Raw genomic sequence first — 24,134 nt, forward strand, 5'->3', positions numbered from 1 at the left:
GCAGAACGGGCTCATTACGTAAATAAAAAGGAGGAAAAGTGGCGTACTATGCCATCTTTCCTCCTTTTACTGTATCATTCCTCTTTGCTTCAAAAACAAATATGCACGCTTGCGTGATGTAATGTTTTGAGTTGTTAGATTTTCTAATAATGACATAAAAAAACTGCCATCAAACTCTTTTTGTACTTTTAACGTCCATTCAATTGCACAATTCACTATCTCATCCGATGCCCCAGTATAATGCTTTCCAAAAGAAATGAAACCACGTGCATCTTCTCTTAAATGAAAGCCCTTTTCTTCAAGATAAAGAAGGTAATCCTCGATCGTTTGTACAGTTGATGACACATCCACCCATCCTTTTAAAAAAATTCCTCCCTTATCTTAGCGTAAATTTTCAGATTTGACTATGCTTTTTCATCTAAAAAATACCCCAGCGCTCCCAGGGTAATTCCTAATATGGCTCCACCTAACACTTCCTCCGGCTGATGCCCAAGCATTTCTCTTAAACGTTCATTCTTTGCATCGATAAGATGACGCTCTGGTGAACCCGCAATTCTCTCGATTTCTTCATCCAGTACATTTACTCTTAATGTGATCTCTCCTGCTTGTCTTCGTATTCCTTGAGCGTCGTACATGACGATTAAGCCAAAAACAGACGCGAGAGCGAAATCAACGCTCGGCACACCTTTTTTTAAGGCAACGTATGTTGCCAATGATGTTACACCAGCTGAGTGAGAACTTGGCATACCGCCGCTGGCAACAGCCATCTTCCAGTCCCACTTCCCGGTTTGGGATTTTTTGATCGGAACTTTCAATAATTGGGCTAACCCAATGGATGCTAAAGAAATGGAAATCCCCTTGTTCATATGCTTCACCTCTTTTTTAGTCTCCATTTTGACCGATTGAACTATTCACGCATCTTCTGGTAACAAGAAAAGCGGAGCCGACTGTTTAGCTCCGACGTGCGTTGGAGCTCCTGAGAAGGAACCGCTTTTTGGTTCCGCAGGAAGGAGTGAAACGTAGGAGGAGCTAGGAGGCACTAGAAAAGCGGAAGCGGCTCGTTTAGGGACGACACGCGCTGGAGGCTTCTTCAACAGAAGCGTTCTTTGCTTCTGAGGAAGAAGGTGAAGCAACGCGAGTCCCTAGCCGCTGTAGCTGGACAACAAAGAAAAGCGGAAGCGGCTCGTTTAGGGACGACACGCACAATCTGCAATTTTTTATATAGCAAAGATAAGAGGGGGCTGACTCAAAAGGTCTCTTCTAAAAATATAAACTGTTTTTAAATCAAAGGAAGCGTCAAGAAAACCCTTGATTTTGCTGGATTTTCTATGACGCTTCCTTTGATGGGTGTTCCAACACGCCGAGTATCATGTCGTTTTGGAACACCCTCGCCTTTTCTTTATTGATGATTTTTTTGTTTCGGCATATTGGGACGCTGTTCGGCGTTATTCATTTTCGCAGCTTCAAACTCCGCATAGGAAGCAAATTCCTGACCGTATGTGTATTTCATCGCCTCAGCGTTTTGCTTCATTTTTTGGGATTGAAAGCTAAGTTCTTTCCCAAATTCTTGGTTAAATTGGTTTTTCCCTTTAGCATTATTGTTTCTCTGTGCATTGGCATTACCAAATTTTGTTTTACCCATTACACTCTCCTCCTCTTGTGTATCGGAAAGACACACTCTTAGTATGGGTAAAACGTAAAGCATTATGGCTAACAACTTTAGTCAATATCGGTGGCAATTAGATTTCCTTCGTATGTAATCCAATCGCTCCAGCTGCCTAAATACAGCTTCACATTCTGAAAACCAAGCTCTGTTAAAGCCAATACATTCGGGCAAGCCGTCACACCGGAGCCGCAATAAACAATGATGTTTTCATGACCAGCTGCTTCGGCAAATCTTTTCTGTAACTCCTCAGGCTCTTTCCACATTCCGTGCTCATCTAACGCTTCACGCCAAAATTTGTTGATGGCACCCGGGATATGGCCGGCAACTGAATCAACAGGTTCTTCGATCCCTGCATATCGCTTTTCTTCCCGGGAATCAATGAGCAGCGTTTTTCCATCGTTCAATCTATCCTTTACTTCCTCCATTTGAGCAAGCATTGATAACTGGATCGACGAAGGATACACCGTTTTATTGAAAAGAGGCTGTTCAGCCGAAACAGGAAAAGAATGCTTCTTCCAGTTTGGAAAACCACCGTTTAATACATATACCCGGTCATGTCCAATATATTTCATCAGCCACCAAAAGCGGGAGGCCATCGCACCAGCTTGGCTATCGTAGGCCACAACGGTCATATCAGGCGAAATACCTAAATTTTCTATAAAAGCGACAAACTCGTCAATGTCAGGGAGCGGATGTCTTCCTCCATGCTGTCCAACACCCCCGGATAAATGACGCTCAAGATCTGCATATACCGCTCCGGCAATATGCTCTTCTTGATATTCCCGATATCCTTTTTGCCTCTCTCCTAAGTAAAAGCGGCAATCCACAATTCGGACGTTTTCATCCTGCAGGTGATCCATTAACCAATCAGCTTCTATAATATGCTGAAACATCTCCTTATCCTCCTTTACCGTTGTTTACTTTTGGCGTTCTACATATTCCTGTACCATCTCTGGTGTTACCATTTTCCGCGTTGGTACAATCCCTTGCCGAGCCAGTTCATTGATTTGTTTCGTTACTTCATTGATTTGCTCTACTGAAAATGATTGACCTTGCCGGCAACGTGAAACAGCTTCCTCGATATACATTTCCCTTAATGAATCTAATTGGGCAAATTGTTTGATTCGTTGATGTTGTCGGTTTGAATGTTCTGAAATAGCTTTATGTACGCTCATTATGCTGTTCCTCCTAAATGTTGTGTAATGATATGATCCATTGATTAATCTTTTCTCTATCAATTGACCCTTCTCCCAGCCCTTCTACCTGCTCCTTTAAAAACGGGAGCTGCTGGTCGGCAAAGGTCATCAGGGAGAGACAAACTTCTTTTTCGACGAATGTGTCCTTTGTTTTCGCGTATCGCAAAAGGGCAATGTTTTCTGCAACGTCTCCAGAAAATATCCCTTTTCCAAACAACTCATCAAATGAAAGGGGGGGGAATAGATGCTCCTTCAACATAATCTGCAAGGATAAATAAGCTCGCATCACGTGTAAGCAAATTTTTATATCCCCCATCGTAATCGGTTGTGAAAACCGTTTTTTAAGATTGGATTTCATGAGTCGTAAATAATGAAATCCTAACTTTTTTAACGAATACTGAGAACGGATATACTCCCTTAATTGGATCGAAAATGTCGTATTTTCTTGATAAACAATAGGGGAATACATCCATTCATATAAAGAGGGGTTGGATTTCGTAAATAAATGCATCGCTTTATACAAATCCCACCCTTGAATATCAACTCCCGGAATTGAGTGGTCATTCATCACTTCCGTTGGAGATTGAAGCATTAAATATTCACTCACATCTTGTTTAAAGATAAATCGAACATCATAGTCACTTTTTTCTGTATGAAGTCCGTAAGCACGGCTTCCCGCTTCACAAGCGTATAAGATTTGAATTCCATTTAGCTTCCCGATGTCGTGTAAATGTTGTTTGATTGTTTGTTCCATAGCTGTCAGTCCTTTGCTGTAAAGTGTACGCGATTATCTGGCAGCACTGTTCTCCTAGTTAAAGCGTCAACACTAAACTTTAACAACCTTCAATCATTTCAAATCATTTGCTGTAATGTTAGTTTTGCTCGTTTCAGTCCATCAATGCTAATTGGATGCGTAATGGCTTCTTCTAAACCGTTATACGTTTGCTCAATTTCTGCTAGCAAGTGCCGTTGGTAGTGTTCGACCATTTGATTGAATATGGCAATAAAAATGTCTGCAAGCTGGCTCTGCTTTATTTTTACATATTCGTCAACAATTGGGGACATCAGTTCCTTCAGTTGTTCACTCATTTTTTCTTTCTCATTTTTCTCAAAAAAGCTTTTACTGTTTTTATAAAGCGTTAACGGCTTTTTAAAACGGCTCATATCCATTCCTTCGAAAGGGGACACAAATGTTAGATCAGCCGCTTGCACATCCCATTGATATCCCCATTGAAGAGTGGAATCGACCGCGCCTGCTTCCTTTGTAAAGGAGGCATGGACTTCTTTGCCCAACCGCTTTATAAACGTTTCCAAACGAAGGGAAGTTGCTCTCATTTCCTGGGCGATGTCAAATCCGACTGATTGCAGCAGCTCTTCGAGGCATGCTTGAAGCTGCTCTTTGATTCGTCCCTGATCGTCCCTTAAACTAGCGGGATTGAATGATTCTTTAAAGAAATCGAAATAACGAAGCAGTACACGTTGTTTCACATAATAGAGCAGTTCTTCTATCTCATGATGAAGGCGCTGCTGTTCTTGACTTACTACAAGAGATTGAACAATATCTTTTAACTTCTGCTTTGCTGTGATAATGCTTTGCAAGCGTGCTTTCTTTTCTGACTCTGTCTGTGTTTGCAGCTTCAATAATTCATCGACCATCTGAAGGGTACGACTAATTTCCTCATAAGCTGACGTTGTGACTAATTGTGTTAACTCGGTCGAGATGAACCGGTCAAAGGCTTCTTCAAACGGCTTAAAGTTCGCTTCCTCTTTATTCGTTAAAGCAAGCAAACTTGATAATGGAAACAGCCTTGGGAAGCGAATGCCGTATTGCTCCAGCTGTTGTCCCACGTATTTCACGACCACGCTTAGTTCATCATCCGATGATGCCAAATCCGCTGCATTAATGATAAAGAACATTTTATCGAGTGTAAACAAATCTTTGACACGTCCCAATTGAATCAAGAATTCACGGTCCGCTTTTGAAAATGCATGATTATAATACGTGACAAACAAAATAGCGTCTGCATTTTTAATGTATTCAAACGCTACATCCGTATGTCTTGCATTAATAGAATCTGCTCCCGGTGTATCAACTAATGTAATACCCTTTTGTGTTAACTCGCAATCATAATACAACTCAATAAACTGAACAAAACAAGCCTTTTCTTCTTTTGCCACATACTCATGAAATTCCTCAATGGTGACGGTCACTGCTTCACCCAGATGATTGGAGACAGTCCGGTATCCCTTCTTAACGGCTTGTAAAAACGACAAATGCAACTTGTGACGCACATCCATGTTTTCATCATATCGCAACTGTTGAATGAGGTTGAGCGCCTCTTCCAAACTGTCTGCCTGTTGCCCAAACCATTTTAAAGAAGCCTTCAAATCAAGAAATAGCTGCTCTTTTGATTTCAAATGCACTTTGGCCGTTCTATGCGGATGCCCCGGGGATGGCGGCATAATTTTATTGATGGTTGCTGTCGTCGGATTTGGAGAAACAGGTAAAAGCTTCTCTCCAATTAAAGCATTGGCAAAGGATGATTTCCCGGCACTAAACGCACCAAATAAGGCGACTGTGAACTGATGATTGTTCAATCGCTCCGCTTTTTCCTCCAATCTCTTGGCCATCCCGCCCAACGATTGAAACGGTGACACAACTTCAATGGTTTTCTTCACATCCTCGACGGCCTGTGCCATACTTTTTCCATTTATGCTTTGAGACGGTAATTCGGCCGCTTCCTCTTTTTTATCTATAGCCATGGCATGCTTTGGAGACAAACCTTCCAATTCTTGACCTTCCTTCACGATAAATGATTCGTTCACGAATGACTCAAGAAGTTGTGTGGACCCCGCATCTTCCATCAGGGCATGGTTATTCATGATGTTGATTAATGCGCTTTTTGTTTCCTCCCCTTTTTTCTGCAAACGCGCAATATGGTGCAGTTCCCCCTCATATTCTGGATAACGTGACAACCCTTCTTGAATGGAGGCAATCTTTTGTTCAGAAAGGTTACGTTTGCAGAACAATAGATGCATCAGAATGCCTTGCAGCTGTCTTTCTGCCCTTTTTTTCAATTCGTTGGCCGTATCATCAGCAAAGGTTAAGATGTATGCACCTGTTACCCCCGCTCCGCTTTTGACGAGTGAGCGTAATTCCTCTTCTTTCACCTCCACCCCAAATCCATTCGCTTCCTGCAACAAATCGCTTGTATCCAATTGATGTTCCTTTAAAAAGCGCTGCAAAAACTGCTGCAAATGCCAGTTCAGCTGGGACGTCACCTTTTCTTTTAAATCTTCATAAAATCGCGCCAATCTCTCCTTGCGCTCTTGCTCGGTTTTTTTCTTTGAAAATAAAAATCCGACTTTAAAATCTTCCTGACAGCTTTCGATGAATAAGCGCGCTTTTTCTCTTGTCTCATACGGCATGAGATTCGCATTTTGCAAAATGGCTTTGGCTTCAGCCCAAAAGGTTTGTTCCAGCTGCTTTTCTTCATTTTCAATTTTTTGCTGCTCTTGATCCAGCGTATACATGTTTTGGACCAACCGCTCCCTTTCTTGCTCCGGCAAACCTGTAAGCACATTTGCATAGATAGCTATCTCTTCTTCCTGTTGCTTTTCAATAAGCTTTACATGATGATCGATCAGCCTCTTCATCCCCTGAATGAGGTGCTCTTCCATATACTGTTTTTTTTCAAGGACATAATGATGGAGCAGCTGTTTAACTTTGTCCAATTCGTTATATGTATGATATTGATTTTTTAAGGTTGTGTAAAAAATATCATCGGGCTCGACTTGCCAATTGGCAAAGGACTGTCTGACAGATGCCTTAAACTGTGGAAAAGTCAATTCATTATCCTGATGTTTATCGATTTGATTGATGATTAAGTATAGTTTTTTTCCTTGTTGTTTCAGCTCTTTTGTAAATTGAAAATTCAACTCTGATTGAACATGATTGTAATCCATCACATAAAAAATGACGTCAGCTAAATGAAGTGCTGATTCTGTCGCGAGCCGATGGGCATCATCTGTTGAATCAATCCCCGGTGTATCCATGACCGTAATTCCTTCTGGAAGCTGATTCGTTTTAATTGAAAGGTGAATGGATTCAATTTCATCCCCGTCTATTGCAAAAGCTTTAATTTGTTCATAATCATATGGCGCCAAATAGCGAACAGGTTCACTTTTTTTGAAATAGACGGTCGCATGCTCTTCTCCTGCCTGTACGGACACAAGATTGGCACTCGTTGGAATCGGACTTGAAGGCAGCAAATGATAACCTACCAGCTCATTGATCATACTGGATTTACCAGCCGAAAAATGGCCGCAAAAGGCGATGACAAACTGCTGCTCCGACCACTTTTTATAAAGCTGAACAATCTTTTTAGCGTTCTGCGCATCTTCTTCTTTCATAAAACATTCATATAATGCCGCTAACTTTTTGGCTGTCTCAGATGAATGACTTCGCTGTTTCACATCCAACATCGTTTATACCCCTTTTTCCCTTTGTTTATCCCGCATTAACGGGCAGTAAGATCCGCACTTCAAAGTAGCATAATCGAAGGAAGTTTAAGTGGGGATTACCGCCCGTAAAAGCCCGATAAGCTCAACTAACCATCAGTGAGGGATGAAGACCTCTCCCCCCCCCCACTGATGGAAGTTTCCTTTATAACCATTTTACTTGATTTCACCTTCATTTCCTATTATAAATATTTGAATTATTTAATTTTTGCATCACCCCTCCAGCGGGCAAAGGGCAAAGGATAAAGAAAAAGGAAGTGCCTTTTTCGAGCACTTCCCTTTTTATAACTACCGAGCTATCTTACGCCTTTTGTGCGTTATGTATACCTTTTAACACGTATTTCCCTACTATGGCATAAACAGCCACTGTTCCGATCACGAATAAGCTTACCATTATCTTCACCTCGTTAATATTTGTGAAAGTGATAATCTTTATCAGTTGCTTTTATCTTATCATGAAAGATAATCATTTTCAATGAGAATTTTTATCCCGCATTAACGGGCAGTAACCCCCACTTCAAAACTGAGCACCATCGGAGAAGTTTCAGTGGGGATAACTGCCCGTAAAAGCCCGATAAGATCAACTAACCATCAGGGGGGGCTGAAAGAATCCCCCCACTGATGGAAGTTTCCTTTATCATTTCTTTGCAGGCCAAAATCGAGCTTGCTGTCCTGTCTTGTTGTCATAATCCGTAAACGCACACAATGCTTTTTCTTCCATTGGGATACGAACCGCTAAAACAAACAGATTAAGTAAGCTAAACAGGATCATCGTTATATATGCTTCAAACAACAAAGGGACCACTAAAAATTCAAGTGCCACAATGACATAGTTTGGATGTTTCAAAAATCTGTAAGGACCTTTTACTACCACTTCTGTCTCTGGAAGAACCATGATTTTCGTATTCCAAAATCGGCCTAATGACGTAATGACCCAAACCCGACCTGCCTGTGTAATGATAAACATGATAAGCAGCAATACCCAGAGTGACGATAATTGTTTTTCCATCAGCACCACTTCACTCGCCAAGGATACAAAAAATAGACTATGTACAAGCACAATCCATTTATAATGGGATGTTCCGATTTCGACGGCCCCCTGTCCCAGCATCCATTTTTCATTGCGTTTAGCCACGGCTAATTCAAGCAGCCGCTGCATGATAATAAACGTTAACATGATATAAAAGAACATATGCCTACCCCCACTTCACTAAAAGCAGCTCAGAACTGAATCCAGGCCCAAGTGCCGTAATGAGCCCGTGTTCCCCTTCAGCAGCCCCGTTTCTCAAGAATTCGTTTAACACATACAACACGGTGGCAGATGACATATTTCCATATTGTCTTAAAATATGAAAAGAGTGTTCCATCATTGAGGGTTCAAGCTGCAACGCTTTGACATACGCTTCAAGCACTTTTTTGCCTCCAGGATGAGCAATAAAGTGGCGGATGTCCATTGTGGTAAGCTGATGTTTCTCTAAAAACGGGGTCACTTGACCCCCGTACCATTTTTGAACGATGGACGGAATATCCCTCGAAAAAATGACAAAAAGGCCTTCATTTTTAATGTCCCACCCCATCACATCCTCTGAATGGGGCATAAGGGTTGATTGGGTATCGAGAATAACGGGGTGAAGGGATAGAGTTGAAAAACTCTGGACCTCCACTTGATTTCCCGCGATAAGCGCACATGCAACCCCATCTGCAAATAAAGAGGTTCCGATCAAATTGCTTTTAGAACGATCATTATGCTGAAAGGTCAGGCTGCAAAGCTCAATGGATAGGACGAGAACTTTCGCATCAGGAAAAGCAAGGCAATATTCATGGGCACGGGCCAATCCGGATGCTCCGCCGGCACAGCCTAATCCCCAAATCGGAATTCGTTTTGTATTCGGCGAGAAAGGTAATCGATTCATGATTCTTGCATCAATACTTGGTGTGGAAAGGCCGGTAGTGGAAATGTAAAAAATCGCATCGATTTCCTCGTAAGGAATGGGCTGTTTAAGATAGGCCTCATGACGTAAACATTGATTGATTGCTTTTGTACCGAGCTCTATGGCTGCTTCAATAAAGGCATTATTTTTTTCTTCAAATGAATGTTGTTCACAAAACCAGTCTAAATCTTTAACAAAATGCCGCTTTTCGATTTCTCCATTTACAAACACCGTTAATAAACGTTCAATGTCTTTAAAAGACTGAGAAAACAGCCGGCGGGCAAATTTTACCGTTTCTTCTTGCTTTAGTTCAAAAAGAGGAACCCCCATTCCAATCGATACGATTTTAGGCACTATCTTCACCTCGACTTCAACATTCATTATAATTTTTGTGAGGATCGGAAAATTTATACGAAACAAAAAAAGCTTTCCCAAAAAGTCGGGAAAGCCTCCGTTTTGAAGGAGTGATTTGTTGTGCACTTTTATTATAACGCAAATCACTACTCGTTCCATAAACAATATCTTCCAAATAATATCGAGGTCTCTTATTCAAAGATGAACGGTTAACCATAAATTTGAGAACTTAATAAAATCTTTATCCCGTCCCTTTTGTATGATTTTCTTCCTTTCGAACATATTAAGCCTAAATAAGGAGGAGATTGTAATGGTAAATGAAAATCACGCAAAAGTGGCAAAACTTTCTGAAGAGCATAAATCACCGTATCTGGGGAAAAAGCCCGGTCAAGAACCTGTTCATTTTAAAGACAATACCCGCGGTGAGACGGAGCTGCCCGTCATGATTGATGAGAACAAGTAAAATAAAGAGGGGAGTGACTCAAAAGGGGAAAATCACCCCTTTTGAGTCACTCCATGCAAAATGGACCGTTATATAAATCCAGTAATACCAAGGATTTTGATTGACGGTCCATTTTGCATAAAACATAAAACCGATCTTTTTTTGAACTTATGGGTCAGCCCCCCCCTCCTGTCATGAACCCGCACGGCAGATTGAACAAATCGGGGACTGGGCATGACCGGGTCCTTTCAATAAGAAATGCTTAACTGTCTTGTTCATTAATCAAAGAAGATTGCCATAAAGATTTCATCAACATACTCGCCATTTAAATTTGCCTGCTCCTTCATGACACCTTCTTCATGGAAGCCAGCTTTTTTGTAGAGCTCATATGCGATAGGGTTGGAAGCAAAAACCGTTAAGCAAAGTTTATGAAGCTTTTGTTCACGGCACCAGTTGAGTGTATAATCCATGAACCGCTTCCCGATCCCCATTCCTTGCGCTTTTGAAATCAGCCATGTACGGAACATTCCCGTATGATGCTTCATTTGTAAATCTCCGCGCAATACACGGGCGATTCCGACTACTTCTCCGTCGACTTCTGCTACAACGTACATGTTCTCTTTCTTCTCAACAGAGCGAATGAACCTTTTTTCTTCTTCTATTGTTCCTGGCTCTTCTTTTTGAATATATTGGCCGGCTTCAATAATCTCCTGAACGGCGGTTGTAATTTGTTCTGCATCACGCTCTTGAGCCGGTCGGATCGTCACCATCTTCCCGTTTTTCGCTTCGAATATCACAGTTTGCATCATCGCAGTTGTCATGTTTCGTTCCACTCCATTTCAACTTCGTCCATTCTGTATTGTTAGTGTTAGCGTTCTTTAAAAATTTATCCGCTCTAACGGGCAGTGCCCCCCGCTTCAAGCTGCGTTAAGTGAAGGAACACACTGCTCATAAGAGGCCCGATTTGTTCAACTAACACCCCAAAATGATGAACGATCAAAGGCTAAATCCGCGAATGATACGCATGGAAAAATGTTATTTCAAGCAGTAAAAAAGCGGCAGGGATCATCCAAATATTGGATGATCCCTGCCGCTCTATAGACTTAAAAATTCACAAATGCATCCTTAGCATTTATTTCGGTTTTTACCACTTTATTATCATGTAACCACTTAGCAACATTCTCCCATGTTTGTGAATCCTGATAGCCGAATGTTTTATCCTTTGCATCCATAAGTGGGAGAAGGATTTGTAAGCTCTTTGTTTCCACATCCTTATCTAGTGGAGATGATTTGTCTTCATGCTCCAATAAAATAGCCAAACCATCTTCCGGATGATCCTGAACATATTTTTGTCCCTTCGTAATGGCTGCCATAAATTTCTTAAACACTTCCGGTTTCTCTTTCAGTTGTTTTTCACTGGAAACCAATACCAATTCATAATAATCAGGAACGCCAAATTCTGTTGGATTTAAAGCAAGCATTGGGTGACCCTCTTTTTCAAGCAACAATTTCTCATGATTGATATAACCACCGATAAGAGCATCTGTTTTTTTCGTTGCCATTGCAGGAATCAAATCCCAGCCAACATCGACCATTTTAATCTTTTGCGGATCGCCGCCATCGGATTTCACCATCGTTTGGACAATTGCTTCATCCAGTGGAATGGAAGGATATCCGATTGTTTTTCCTGCTAAATCCTTTGGCGATTTAACGGGACCATCAGCAGGGACCATTAATTGATTGAGCGGGTGGCGAACAAGAGCCGCAAACGATTGAACAGGAATATTTTCTCCACGTGCCACAATTACCTGTGGTTGATAGCTAACCGCCATGTCAACTTGGTTCGCCGCAACTAGTTTTAACGGGTCGTTTGTATCAGCAGGCATCTTAATATCGACATCTAAGCCCTGTTCTTTAAAATATCCCTTTTCCTGTGCTACATAAAGTAAGGAGTGCACAGCATTTGGATACCAGTCTAACATTAAAGTAACTTTCTGGGCTTTCTCGTTAGCGGCGGAATTCTCCTTAGTGCTGGCTTGGTTATCCTTATTTCCTGCACTACAAGCACTTAATAACAGTAAAAATAAACTAATCATGACCAAAAAACTTTTTTTCATTCCCTTTTTACTCCCTTTTTTCTTTTTAGCGAATTTTATTTTTCAATAATTGCTTTTCTATTAAGCCTATTAATAAAAAGAGCACGATACCGAGTAATGAAAGCAAAAATATGGAGGCAAATACGGCATCCGCCTGTAAATTCCCTGACATTCGCCGGCTGAAGTACCCCAAACCTTCACTGGCACCCAGCCATTCTCCAATTGTCGCTCCAACGACACAATAAACGATAGACATTTTCAATCCTGACATAAAGACCGGCAATGCGAGCGGTACCTGGACCTTCTTAAAAATATGCCAACGATTCGCCCCCATCGTCAACAACAATTCACGGTATTCCTCTCCCCCGTTTTTAAGCCCATCATAAATACTAACGACGATCGGAAAGAATGCCGTTAAAATGGTGACGGCAATTTTACTCCATATCGAATAGCCGAACCACATGATAAAAATCGGAGAAATCGCAATAAGCGGTACTGTTTGTGAAATGACAAGAAATGGATAAAGTACCTTCTCCAATGCCCGGGAAAAGTGCATGCCCACTCCTAGTACCACTCCACCAATAAGGGACAGGGCAAAACCAATCAACACCTCTTTAAGGGTAGCGGGTAAATGCTCCGCCAACAAAAGTTGCCGGTTTTCCATTAATGATTTCCAGATGGATGATGGAGAAGGCAATATAAAGGTTGGGATCATCCCATGTCGTACAATCCATTCCCAGATGCTTACAAGAAGAAATACGACCAATATAAACAGGCCGTAATCTCCTGTCCATTTTTTCAATCTACTTTTCATTGTGAATCAGCAACTCCAATTCTTTTCTCATAGCAATGAACTCTGATTGATAAATTAGATCCGAACGTCTTGGCCTTGGCAGTTTGACCTTCATTTCTTTAACCCTTCGTTTGCCTTCGCCAGGCAGTAGATAAATCCGATCACTTAGTAGAATCGCTTCCTCTAGGTCATGGGTAATAAAAAGTACCGTCTTTTGTAAATCTCCCCATAATTCCAACAACCAACTGTGCATATTGTGTTTTGTTAGGGAATCGAGGGCGCCAAACGGCTCATCTAATAATAAAAGGTCTCTGCCCGTCATAATCGTTCTTAAAAAAGCAACGCGCTGCTTCATTCCTCCGGATAGTTCATGCGGATAAGCTTTTTCATAATCGGCTAAACCAAACCGGGACAACCATTTTCTGATTTCCTCAATCTTTTCTTGTTTTTTATTCTTCGTAAGCTCAAGTGGAAGCAAAACATTGTCTATTACGGTCCTCCATGGTAAAAGCAGATCCTTTTGCGGCATATAGCCGACTTTCCCTAATCTGTTTCCAGACTGTTGCCCCTCGATCCAAATTTGTCCTTGGTCAGGCTCCAGTAGTCCGGTAATTAGTTTAAAAAGCGTGCTCTTACCTGAACCACTCGCCCCGATTACGGAGACAAACTCCCCTGGCTCCACATCCATTGAGATGCTTTGAAAAATGGACTTGGAGTTCTCCTCGCCTGGAAAAGAATACGATAGTTCTTTTATTGATAATAATGGCGAACTAGACAGGCCACTCGCCCCCTTGGTAGACCATATCCCAGAACAGATATTCAAACCGAGATGTCGTTAGAAAATGTTCTTCGATGACTTGCAACTCCCTTTCTGGTTTCCCGTCGACCAATTGGTCCAATAAATCAATAAGCCAGGTAGCTAATGAACCGAATTCACTGGAAGAGTACATTTTGATCCATTCACCGTATAAAGGATGGTCGGTTGAGCCTGGATATTTTTCTGCTAACATTTTGCCAATCTCCCAGTAACTCCACATACAAGGCAGCAGCGCAGAAATTAATTCTTCGAGTGAACCATTTTGAGCCACATTCAGCATGTACCGTGTATAGGCTAAGTTGATTGGAGTTGGCTTCGTTTCCTCAAGCTGTTGATTGGTAATTCCAAACCTTTCTGCGTATTGGCGGTGCAAATCCATTTCCCCATGCAAGGTCTCATCCAGGAGCTTGGCAAAAGCAGCCATCGTCTCGATATCTTTTGCCTTCACGGCACCTAAAGCAAAAAGCTTGGAATAATCGATTAAGAACACGTAATCCTGTTTCATGTAACGGATAAAGGATTCGACAGGTAAATCCCCCTTCCCCATCCCCACGACAAAAGGATGCTGATGGGTTTTGTCCCAGATTTCCTTTACTTTTTCAAAAAGAACTTCCGTAATCTTCAACTCTTTACTCCTCCTTTCTGGTGTTACACCAGGTAGCGATAAATGCAGCTAAAACTTTAGTAAAATCTAATAATTGACGAATTTCAACCTTCTCATTTACTGCATGGGCATCCTCTAATTTTCCCGGCCCAAAAATGACCGTCGGAATACCGGCTCGGCCCAGCCATCCTGCATCGGTAACAGTAGGGGACATTCCAACTGTCGGTTTTTGACCTAATAGTTTTTCATACGAATGGGCTAAAAGGCGAATTCCCGGATGCTCAGGATCAATCTCCAAGGAAGGAAAAATCTCACCCCGATCAACAATCATCGATTTTCCTCCCCATGTGAATTGCGGCGGATTCTCTCTCAACCACGGATCGGCTTCCGCCACAGCATTGATATGCTGTTCAATTTCATTGATAATCTCTTCGTAATCTTCATTTGGGTAAAAATGAACCGTAACCCACAGTGCGCAACGATCGGCCACAAACGCCGCATGTCTGCCTCCTTCAATGACGGCAGGGTTGATGGTATTGCTGCCAGGTGCGAAGCCTTCATAGCTTTTTGTAACAGCCCAGTGGCGTTCCAGTTCCTGAAGGCCGGATATAATTTTCATCATTTTCTCAATCGCACTAGCCCCTTTTACGCCGCCACCCGCATGAATCATCTTCCTCCGCAGGCCATCATGATAGGTTTCTTTGCTTTGAATCGTTATCCAACCGGTAATGACGCCGCCCTGTCCCTGAATATGTAAATCGCTGGTATCGACGATGACAGCATAGTCTGCCGTATAGCCCCTCTCTGTACAAGCCAGCGTTCCAGCCTCGCCCACTTCTTCACCGATAACCGATTGAAATTGAAGATCCCCTTTTATGGTAATACCTAATTCTTTTAAAAGTTTAATAGCGAGTAGCGATGCCGCGATTCCACCCTTCATATCGGCAACACCACGACCATAAATATAGGAATCTTTGATATGTGCAGCAAAAGGAGAGGAGTCCCATTCTTTATCATCGCCAACTTCCGCAACATCCACATGCCCGTTTACAATCAGGCTATTATATTGCCCGGAAGCTTCCCCCGGCAAAATCCCTACAACATTCGGATCCCCTGGATAAACATCCCATTTATCCGTCTTAAATCCCAATTCCTCCAGATAGCCTTTGATGAATTCCTGCACATCGTTTGTATTTCGAGCAGGTGGACTTACCGTTGGAAACGCGATTAGTTTGGTCAGTAGTTCGATTAATTCTTCTTTTCTTGCATCCACTTCATATGAAATCCGTTCAAATAAATCCCCAGATACTGCTCTCATTTTTCTTACCCCTTTAAAAACGCATTTTTTACAAAATAAAAACCCACTCACTTCCGGAGAAATGGATGGGTTGAATTATTCATGCCCAAAAATGAGGCTGACATAAATAGCTCGTCCCACTTCCCTCCGCTGGCATAATCCAGATCAGGTTCAAAGGGTCTAGAACAAAAGTTCCATCTCAGCCATAGGCCCCCCTAGTGTGATTCGATCATATATTAAATTCAAAATATATTTAAAACTATAGCACAGAATAAATATTTGTAAAGTAATACATTTTCTCTAAGTGGTGCCCAATTCAATATGAGGGCAAAAAGGTTATCCGGTGAAGGTATCTGCAAATTTTTGGATCCTCATTCACTTTTTTATTTCACAATGAGATTCACTTAATCAATTGATAAAAAAAACGCCACCTCCAAATTCTCACCAAAAAGGAAGAAAATGCAGACGACGTTTTAACGTATTTTATACGTGAATATGTTGGATAAATACTAAGGAAAGGTTACGCTTTAGGAAACCTTTTGATCTACCATGTTTGTTACATTCGTTACTTTTTCTTTTTTCTTTAAAATGTTAAACACAATATTTAATACAATCGCCGTAATACTGCCCGCTACGATTCCGTTCGCCGTCAGGATTTGGAGGCTTGGGGGGAATTTGGCAAACAAATCGGGAACGACCGTTACGCCCAATCCCATTCCGACGGAACAAGCGATGATCAATAAATTTTCTTGAGAAGCGAAGTTCACTGTACTTAACATTTTAATTCCGTATGCTACGACCATTCCAAACATCGCGACCATGGCACCGCCAAGTACCGGATTCGGAATAATGGTCGTAATGGCAGCAATTTTCGGAACGAACCCAAGCAGCACTAATAAGCTTCCTGCTGCAACAATGACATTTCGTGCTTTGACACCCGATAATTGAACAAGACCGACGTTTTGGGAATATGTCGTGTACGGAAATGCATTAAACAATCCTCCTAGGATAATAGCCAATCCCTCTGCACGATACCCATTTTCTAAATCTTTTTCCGTTAATTTGCGTTCACAAATATCACTTAGTGCAAAATAAACACCAGTTGATTCCACCAAACTTACAATGGCAACAAGCAACATGGTTAAAATGGCTGTTACGTTAAATGTCGGCATTCCAAAGTAAAACATTTCCGGCATATGGAACCACGATGCTTCACCAACAGCGGATAGGTCTACTTTGCCCATAAAACCGGCTACAATCGTACCGACCAATAAACCTAATAAAATGGCAACAGAACGAATAAAACCATCAAAAAAGCGGTATAACAAAATGATGAACGCCAACACGCCAAACGCCAGCGCAATATTGCTGATATCACCGAAATCCTTGCTGCCTTCACCGCCGGCCATGTTTTTCATTGCTACTGGAATAAGGGTAATCCCAATCACGGTTACCACTGAACCCGTTACAACAGGCGGAAAAAATTTCACGAGCTTTCCGAAATACTTTGCCGTTAATACAACCATAATGCCTGATGTGATAATCGCGCCATAAACCGACGATACACCGTACGAACTGCCAATGGCAATGATTGGGCCTACAGCTGTAAACGTACAGCCTAATACAACCGGTAATCCGATTCCAAAGAAACGATTTTTTGAAACTTGTAATAAAGTGGCAATTCCACACATTAATAAATCAATCGCGACTAAATATGTGAGCTGTTCTTGCGTTAACCCTAACGCTCCTCCAACAATTAATGGCACGATAATGGCACCGCCGTACATCGCTAACACATGCTGGAACCCTAATGAAAGAACTTTTCCCTTGTTCATATTTACATTCCTCCTGCTAACGCTTCTTCTTTTACAAATTCCACTTTTCCGTTTTCCAAGGAAGCAATGCGTGCAAGCGACTCGACTTGAATGCCTGCATCGTTTAATCTCTGACGTCCATCCTGGAACGATTTTTCAATGACGATTCCAATTCCCGCTACTTTTGCACCAACCTGCTTGACAATTTCCATTAATCCTAAAGCGGCCTGGCCGTTTGCAAGGAAATCATCGATGATTAAGATCTGGTCATTTGGAGAAACGAATTTTTCTGCGACAGTAATTTCATTTTCCTCTTTTTTCGTAAACGAATATACTTTTGCCGTAATCAATCCTTCTCTTAAAGTTAATGACTTACGTTTACGAGCGAAAATCATCGGAACTTCCAATTCTAAAGCAGTCATAATGGCCGGGGCAATCCCTGAAGACTCAATCGTTAACACTTTTGTAATTTTTTTATGTTGAAAGCGTCTAGCAAACTCTTTTCCCATCTCTTTCATTAAAACAGGATCCATTTGATGATTGATAAATGAATCAACTTTCAAGACGGTGTTCGATAAAACGATTCCTTCTGCTAAAATCTTTTCCTCTAGTTGTTTCATTTTGAATTCCCCCACATCTTTCATTCTCGGGTTAAGCCTTTTTGCCCAAAAACAAAAAGCCCAAAGACATTGCTGCACTCGATATGAGTAGAGCAATGTCTTTGAGCTTAATAGATAAACGCAAAGAAAAGAATGAAAAGACAGGAACAGCCTTTACGATTCTTCACCGCCCACTCATAGTCAAACCATTTACGGTGGTTCGGTAGAAACTTTCGGGCCATATCCCCGCAATTATATGAGTGCTGTTATTAAGTTACTTGAATTATAACAAGAAAATGAAAGAATGAAAAGAGAATATCTAGAGATTATACGAACATTTCACAACAAAAACATTCTAAACATTCGATTTTTACATTCCAATCTATAAGACGACTAACGCACTCCATGCCCTTGAGTGGCTTCTTTACCAGATTCATTTAATGAAAAGACTTTTGTAAGATGCCGGGAAAACTTCTGAGCAGACCCCTTGACCCCTCTTTTTTATTCATGATATAGTTACCCAGGTAAATAAAATCACTTTTTGATCAAGTGGTTGTTTTTTTGTTTTTCAGTTACCTAGGTAATGATTTTTAGGAGTGATTCAAATGTTGGATAATCATAATTTATTCCACTCTATCCATCAGCTATCCCGTCAATTGACAAAACATGTAAATGAAGTATTGCAGCCATTTGGATTGTATAGTGCACAGTGGTCAGTTTTATATGTGCTAAAGAAAAAAGGAACTTTAACGCAAACAGGTCTTTGTGAGTATTTATCTGTTGAAGCCCCACCTATGACGCGAACCATTCAAAGGCTCATAAAACAAGGATATGTCAAACAAGTCCCGGGAGAAGATAAACGAACGAAACACATTCAATTAACAGAGAAGGCACTGATAGAATTTCCAAAGTGGGAAGAAGCCATCTTACAAATGAATGATTCTTTAATTAAACAATTCTCGAAGTCTTCACAGGAGGAGCTTTACATACTCGTTTCCACGTGGCTCCATCAACTTCAGTCATCCACAACAGGGGGAGATAAATAAATGAATAAACCAAAATTATGGACAAAAAATTTTATTAGTGTTTCTTTAAGCAGCTTTTTTCTTTTTCTAACTTTTTATGACTTGTTAGTAACATTACCTATTTATGCCTTACAAGACTTACATGGTGATGAATCAAACGCTGGACTAATTGTGACGGTTTTCATAATTGCAGCGATTATCATCCGGCCTTTAGCAGGCAAATGGATGGAGTCAGTAGGAATGCGCTTTATTTTAATAAGCTCACTTCTTATTTTTTTTGCAGCATCCACCTTCTATTTTACATCTCATTCTATGATTAGCTTATTGATTCTTCGCTTTTTTCATGGAATCGGATTCGGAATGGCTACAACAGCTACCGGGGCAATTGTGGCTGATATTATTCCGGATGCCCGTAGAGGAGAAGGAATGGGCTATTATGCTCTGTCCATGAATCTTGCAATGGTCATTGGTCCTTTTTTAGGATTGACGGCAATGCAGCAATGGGGGATGAATGTGCTGTTCACCATCAGTGCCATTTGTGCTCTTTGTGCATTCATCGCAGGGTTATCCATTAAATTATTGAAGAAAGAACAGACAGAAATCCCGGTTACGCCTGCACGTAAAACAGGAATTGGCTTTAAAGGCTTATTCGAAGTTTCTGCTATTCGTATATCCATGGTGGGAGCATTATTCGCTTTAGTTTACTCCTCTATTCTTTCTTTCGTATCCGTATATGCCAAAGAGCTTGGCTTGGCGGAAGCAGCCAGCTATTTCTTTGTCGTCTATGCCCTTGTCTTGGTCCTTTCCAGGCCTTTTACGGGAAAATGGTTTGATCTGTATGGAGCAAACGCTATTGTTTATCCTGCTATTTTCTGTTTTGCCGTTGGTATGGTTCTCTTAGGCACGGCCGAAACGGCTCTTGTCTTTCTTTTATCCGCCTCTCTTATTGGTCTTGGCTGGGGAACGCTGTTTCCTATCTTTCAAACGATTGCCATCCAGGAGGCACCTCCCGCACGAAGAGGGTTGGCGACTGCTACCTTCCTTTCCATCTTTGACTTAGGGATTGGAATTGGATCATTTATCGTAGGACTCGCCGGAACCAAAGTAGGATTTAGCTCTTTATATTTTTACAGTTCATTCCTTGTTTTAATCGGAATCGGTGTTTACTATCTGCTTCACGGACGAATATCTCTCCCCTCTATGAATAAAAAGCAAAATCATGGTCACAACATGTCTTCCCAAGCATGATGAATTACCTTCTCTTCATTTAAAAACAAAGAGGTTAACCAAAACACTGGTTAACCTCTTTGTTTTTAAACTAATTGATAGATACGTCTATACTTCTCTTCCAGATAATCAATCAAATACCCCGCATTGAGCCCTTCACCGGTCACATCTTGAAGAATCTCGAGCGGCTGCTTCGTTTTACCGTACTGATGGATATGATATGTCAGCCACTGGCGAATTTCATCTACTTTTCCATCTTCGATTAATTGGTCGAAGTCTGGTAAATCTTTTAAGATCGCATGCTTAAATTGTGCGGCATACATGTATCCAAGGGCATAAGAAGGAAAATAACCGAAATCCCCCCCTGACCAATGGACGTCCTGAAGCACACCTTTCGCATCATTTTCAGGGCGGATGCCTAAATATTCTTCGTATTTATCGTTCCAGATTTGAGGCAAATCTTTTACTTCGATTTCTCCATTAATCAATCCTTTTTCAATCTCATAACGAACCATGATATGAAGCGGATACGTCAGTTCATCTGCTTCAATGCGAATGAGGGACGGCTTTGATTCATTGACTGCACGGTAAAAATCATCTAAAGCAACATCGTCAAATTGTCCCGGTGTGTATTGTTTCAATATACCGTAGTTGCGCTTCCAGAACGAATAGTTCTTTCCGATAAACTTTTCAAAAAACAGTGATTGTGATTCATGGATGCCCATTGACGTCCCATCACATAAATTCGTTCCAATCAACTCTTTGGAAATGTTTTGCTCATACAGTGCATGGCCGCATTCATGAATCGTTCCGAAAATGGCCGTCCGGAAATCATTCTCATCATATCTTGTCGTAATCCTTACGTCCCCCGGGTTTAATCCTGTTGCAAATGGATGGACCGTTTCATCTAAACGGCCCGCTTCAAAGTCATAGCCAAGCTCCTTCAAGATGGCCAGGCTAAATTTGCGTTGCTGCTCTTTCGGGAAATGACGGTATAAAAAAGACGTGGCCGGTTTATTGGTTGAAGCGGCGATTTGTTGAACAAGCGGTACAATGCGATCGCGAAGCTGGCCGAATACACGGTCAATCACTTCAACGGTTACCCCCGGCTCGTACATATCAAGAAGCGTGTTGTACTTATTTCCTTTATATCCCCAGTACTCCACGAAACGTTTTTTGTATTCCACAATCTTTTCTAAATATGGCTGGAACAAAGCAAAGTCGGATTTTGCCTTTGCCTCCTCCCAGGCTGATTCTGATTTTGATGCTAATATTATGTATTCTTTGTACTCATCTGCGGGGATTTTTTTATTGCGATCATATTCCTTTTGGCATTCAGACAGCATTTTCTTTGTGATGTCCGATATATGTTGCCCGGCTTCTCCCGTGTTTAATTGGGCAAGAAAAGCAGCCATTTCTTCTGATGTAGACATTTGAAATGCTTCAGATGACAGCATTCCGATCACTTCAGAGCGCTGTTCGACCCCTTTTTTCGGAGCTCCTGTTCGCAAATCCCAAAACATTACCCCAATCGCTTCATTGTAAGCCGTCATTTTTTTCACATATTCTAAAAATTGCTCCTCCAACATGAGAATACTCTCTTTGTTCACATCGATTCCCCCCGTCAAAAAACTTTCTGAACAATTTTAACACATTTCTCTTCCATAAAAAAGAAAACCGCTGCCAAAGCAGCGGTTCCTTCTTATGCGATTTCCGGTGTAGTCGGTAAGTTGGAAGTGATAATATCCAGTACTTCCTGATCCGTGTTTTCCGGCACAAAAATCGTGACGTATCCTTTATCATCGTGGGAACGTACTAAACGGCCGACTCCCTGTTTTAAGCGCAGCAGCATATACGGCATCTCTGCATCCCAAAACGGATCAGCCACTTGATTCCGTTTCGCCTGAAACACCGGATCGTTCGGTGGATATGGAAGCGACCAAATGATAACATTTGAAAGCGATGGACCCGGGATATCCAGACCTTCCCATAAATGAACGGCACAAAGAATCGTTTCCTCTTCCTGTTGGAAGCGCGATACAAGCTTACTGATTTCCTGGTCTCCTTCAAACAAGAAGGTGTAACGGTCCTCATAAACGACTGCGTTCTTAAATTGCATCAATTCTTCTCTGCTATTAAATAAGAACAATGCTCGCCCATTCGTTTTTTCAATCATCTTCATACTATAGTCAAACTTGTCCACAAATGACATTTCAGCATTCGGAACTTGCTTGATGGTTAGAGTCATTTGTTCTTCGTATTCAAACGGAGACTCGACAGAGAACGATAAATAGTCTGAGATTCCTAAGCTGTATGCCAAATAGTCAAATGATTGGTTGTCTGATAACGTAGCAGAGGTGAATAAATAAGGAATCTTTTTAGAAAAAACTTTTTCCTTTAAAATATCTTTGACCGCCTGCGGCATGACAACAAGCGTTAATTCCCCTTCATGTTCTTCCGCCCAATAGATGGCATTTTCATTTTCTAAAAACAGGTGAATGGAATAATCGATTTGATCCAAATATTCATCCACAATTTTCAACGCATATTCTTCAATTGTATACGTTTCACTTTCAAATACCATTTCATTTCCGATTTGCTCTAATATTCCAAGCAAGCGGCTTGCAGCTTGAGAAAGCTCTTGATTTAAGTTGATTTCCTTGCGGTTCGATCCCTCGATGTTTTTCGTAGAAGAACTCAACACGTTAAAAAACTCACCATATACTTCAATGGCACGTTCCACCTTTAGAGCAAACTCTTCCCTTACATCGTTTTCAAGCAAACGGGTCAGCAAGTTTTCTAAAGTATTTTCCTGCACGCGGTATGTTAATGCTTTTTGAGCAGCAAATTCTAATAAATGTCCTTCGTCAAATACAACGGCACAGCTTTCCGGAAGAAGCGGCAGCTGCCCTTCACGCTTACGGGCTTCATATGTCCATACATGTTCCATATAGAAATCATGTGAACAGATGATTAAATCAACCGACTTACGATAATGCTCGCGCGATAAAGTTAAACCGCAGCGATGGCGCTGATCGCAGGAAGAGCAGTCCTGGAAAGAATCCCAGCTTACAAGCTTCCATTCTTCGTCCGCTAAATGAGGATATTCTTTACGGTCACCGTAATGATGAAAGGACTGCATCGCACCATGTTCATGTACAAACGGCGGCAGCGAGTCGTAAATTTCTTCGATTCCTTCATGATCCAGGCGCATTGATGCTTCATCCAACTTTTTTAAACAAAGATATTGATCTTGAGATTTTGCCAGACGAACATCCATGTTCAGCCCTAAAATATTAGAAAGCTTTACAATGTCACCTTCTTTTTTGACGAGCTGTTCGATTAATGTTTCATCCGCACAAGCAATAATGGCCGGCTTTCCTGTATAGCGTGCATAGCACAGTGCATAAAGCAAGTATACAATCGTTTTTCCCGTTCCAACCCCTGCCTCTGCAAACATCACTTTTTTTTCTTTAAATGCACGTTCCACCTGAAACGCCATAAAAATTTGTTCATCTCGAAGCTCCAGACCTGCTTCCGGAAGAAGGTCATAAAACACATCGCCAATCCATTCATTTAATTTATCAAAAAAGTTTTCTTTTGGTTCAAGGGCAAAAGGCAACCGTTCTCTAATCATTCACCGATACTCCTTCAATAAATTCGAATTAAACAAAATATAATTATCGCGCTTTCTGCTTTAATTGTCAATATTTTTCAAAAGAAAGAAGGAGCTGACTCAAAAGTCTTCAAAG

General features: G+C 41.3%; 22 protein-coding genes and 2 riboswitches. Of the genes, 3 read left to right on the plus strand and 19 right to left on the minus strand.

Annotated features, from left to right (window positions below; all coding sequences use genetic code 11):
• Positions 1-66: 66 nt before the first annotated feature.
• The 9 genes from ACFOU2_RS11505 to ACFOU2_RS11545 all read right to left on the minus strand — a co-directional run bounded on the left by ACFOU2_RS11505 (position 67) and on the right by ACFOU2_RS11545 (position 9,668).
• Positions 67-345, minus strand: a complete 279-nt coding sequence (locus ACFOU2_RS11505) for a DUF6123 family protein (RefSeq protein ID WP_377915225.1) — start codon at positions 343-345, stop codon at positions 67-69.
• A gap of 59 nt (positions 346-404) precedes the next feature.
• Entirely contained in the window at positions 405-866 is a 462-nt protein-coding gene (locus ACFOU2_RS11510; protein ID WP_377915227.1) for a divergent PAP2 family protein, read from the minus strand.
• A gap of 533 nt (positions 867-1,399) precedes the next feature.
• Entirely contained in the window at positions 1,400-1,642 is a 243-nt protein-coding gene (locus ACFOU2_RS11515; protein WP_377916411.1) for a hypothetical protein, read from the minus strand.
• Between the two features lie 77 nt (positions 1,643-1,719).
• A complete protein-coding gene (locus ACFOU2_RS11520; RefSeq protein ID WP_377915229.1) occupies positions 1,720-2,559 on the minus strand; it encodes a sulfurtransferase in 840 nt (279 codons plus the stop codon).
• A 24-nt stretch (positions 2,560-2,583) separates the two neighbouring features.
• Positions 2,584-2,841, minus strand: coding sequence for a YpbS family protein (locus ACFOU2_RS11525; protein ID WP_377915231.1), 258 nt, complete (start codon positions 2,839-2,841; stop codon positions 2,584-2,586).
• 13 nt (positions 2,842-2,854) lie between these two features.
• Entirely contained in the window at positions 2,855-3,616 is a 762-nt protein-coding gene (locus ACFOU2_RS11530; RefSeq protein WP_377915233.1) for a nucleotidyltransferase domain-containing protein, read from the minus strand.
• 98 nt (positions 3,617-3,714) lie between these two features.
• Positions 3,715-7,347, minus strand: a complete 3,633-nt coding sequence (locus ACFOU2_RS11535; RefSeq protein ID WP_377915235.1) for a dynamin family protein — start codon at positions 7,345-7,347, stop codon at positions 3,715-3,717.
• 673 nt (positions 7,348-8,020) lie between these two features.
• Positions 8,021-8,575 carry an isoprenylcysteine carboxyl methyltransferase family protein gene (locus ACFOU2_RS11540; protein ID WP_377915237.1) on the minus strand — a complete coding sequence of 185 codons (555 nt, stop codon included), beginning with the start codon at positions 8,573-8,575 and terminating at the stop codon, positions 8,021-8,023.
• A 4-nt stretch (positions 8,576-8,579) separates the two neighbouring features.
• Positions 8,580-9,668, minus strand: a complete 1,089-nt coding sequence (locus tag ACFOU2_RS11545; RefSeq protein WP_377915239.1) for a type III polyketide synthase — start codon at positions 9,666-9,668, stop codon at positions 8,580-8,582.
• A gap of 310 nt (positions 9,669-9,978) precedes the next feature.
• Here ACFOU2_RS11545 and ACFOU2_RS11550 point away from each other — a divergent pair, with 310 nt between their 5' ends.
• The gene (locus tag ACFOU2_RS11550) at positions 9,979-10,131 is read left to right on the plus strand and encodes a hypothetical protein (RefSeq protein ID WP_377915241.1); all 153 of its coding nucleotides are present in this window, start codon (positions 9,979-9,981) and stop codon (positions 10,129-10,131) included.
• A 257-nt stretch (positions 10,132-10,388) separates the two neighbouring features.
• Here the strand turns inward: ACFOU2_RS11550 and ACFOU2_RS11555 are convergent, their stop codons facing one another.
• The 8 genes from ACFOU2_RS11555 to ACFOU2_RS11590 all read right to left on the minus strand — a co-directional run bounded on the left by ACFOU2_RS11555 (position 10,389) and on the right by ACFOU2_RS11590 (position 18,151).
• Positions 10,389-10,931 (minus strand): GNAT family N-acetyltransferase, encoded by a 543-nt coding sequence (locus ACFOU2_RS11555; protein WP_377915243.1) that lies wholly within the window; start codon positions 10,929-10,931, stop codon positions 10,389-10,391.
• A 282-nt stretch (positions 10,932-11,213) separates the two neighbouring features.
• The gene (locus ACFOU2_RS11560) at positions 11,214-12,227 is read right to left on the minus strand and encodes an ABC transporter substrate-binding protein (RefSeq protein ID WP_377915245.1); all 1,014 of its coding nucleotides are present in this window, start codon (positions 12,225-12,227) and stop codon (positions 11,214-11,216) included.
• 25 nt (positions 12,228-12,252) lie between these two features.
• Positions 12,253-13,020, minus strand: a complete 768-nt coding sequence (locus tag ACFOU2_RS11565; RefSeq protein WP_377915247.1) for an ABC transporter permease — start codon at positions 13,018-13,020, stop codon at positions 12,253-12,255.
• Positions 13,010-13,687, minus strand: a complete 678-nt coding sequence (locus ACFOU2_RS11570) for an ABC transporter ATP-binding protein (RefSeq protein WP_377915249.1) — start codon at positions 13,685-13,687, stop codon at positions 13,010-13,012. The genes ACFOU2_RS11565 and ACFOU2_RS11570 overlap by 11 nt, the downstream gene beginning before the upstream one ends.
• A gap of 82 nt (positions 13,688-13,769) precedes the next feature.
• On the minus strand, positions 13,770-14,441 hold the full coding sequence (tenA, locus tag ACFOU2_RS11575) for a thiaminase II (RefSeq protein WP_377915254.1): 672 nt from the start codon (positions 14,439-14,441) through the stop codon (positions 13,770-13,772).
• A 4-nt stretch (positions 14,442-14,445) separates the two neighbouring features.
• Entirely contained in the window at positions 14,446-15,738 is a 1,293-nt protein-coding gene (locus ACFOU2_RS11580; RefSeq protein WP_377915256.1) for an acetylornithine deacetylase, read from the minus strand.
• A 104-nt stretch (positions 15,739-15,842) separates the two neighbouring features.
• Positions 15,843-15,944: riboswitch (TPP riboswitch) on the minus strand.
• A gap of 300 nt (positions 15,945-16,244) precedes the next feature.
• The gene (locus tag ACFOU2_RS11585; protein WP_377915258.1) at positions 16,245-17,552 is read right to left on the minus strand and encodes a nucleobase:cation symporter-2 family protein; all 1,308 of its coding nucleotides are present in this window, start codon (positions 17,550-17,552) and stop codon (positions 16,245-16,247) included.
• Between the two features lie 2 nt (positions 17,553-17,554).
• Complete coding sequence (locus ACFOU2_RS11590) at positions 17,555-18,151, minus strand: xanthine phosphoribosyltransferase (RefSeq protein ID WP_377915261.1); 597 nt, start codon at positions 18,149-18,151, stop codon at positions 17,555-17,557.
• A gap of 157 nt (positions 18,152-18,308) precedes the next feature.
• A riboswitch (purine riboswitch) is annotated at positions 18,309-18,410 on the minus strand.
• Positions 18,411-18,735: 325 nt separating this feature from the next.
• Between ACFOU2_RS11590 and ACFOU2_RS11595 the strand changes: the two genes are divergently transcribed.
• Both ACFOU2_RS11595 and ACFOU2_RS11600 read left to right on the plus strand, forming a co-directional pair.
• Complete coding sequence (locus tag ACFOU2_RS11595) at positions 18,736-19,176, plus strand: MarR family winged helix-turn-helix transcriptional regulator (protein WP_377915263.1); 441 nt, start codon at positions 18,736-18,738, stop codon at positions 19,174-19,176.
• Positions 19,177-20,403 carry an MFS transporter gene (locus tag ACFOU2_RS11600; RefSeq protein WP_377915265.1) on the plus strand — a complete coding sequence of 409 codons (1,227 nt, stop codon included), beginning with the start codon at positions 19,177-19,179 and terminating at the stop codon, positions 20,401-20,403.
• Between the two features lie 65 nt (positions 20,404-20,468).
• Here the strand turns inward: ACFOU2_RS11600 and ACFOU2_RS11605 are convergent, their stop codons facing one another.
• Together ACFOU2_RS11605 and ACFOU2_RS11610 are read right to left on the minus strand one after the other, a co-directional pair.
• Entirely contained in the window at positions 20,469-21,971 is a 1,503-nt protein-coding gene (locus ACFOU2_RS11605) for a carboxypeptidase M32 (RefSeq protein ID WP_377916368.1), read from the minus strand.
• 113 nt (positions 21,972-22,084) lie between these two features.
• The gene (locus tag ACFOU2_RS11610; protein ID WP_377915268.1) at positions 22,085-24,019 is read right to left on the minus strand and encodes an ATP-dependent DNA helicase; all 1,935 of its coding nucleotides are present in this window, start codon (positions 24,017-24,019) and stop codon (positions 22,085-22,087) included.
• Positions 24,020-24,134 lie beyond the last annotated feature (115 nt).

It is taken from the genome of Bacillus songklensis (genome assembly GCF_042649685.1).
GTDB classification, from domain to species: Bacteria; Bacillota; Bacilli; order Bacillales; family Bacillaceae_H; genus Bacillus_BA; species Bacillus_BA songklensis.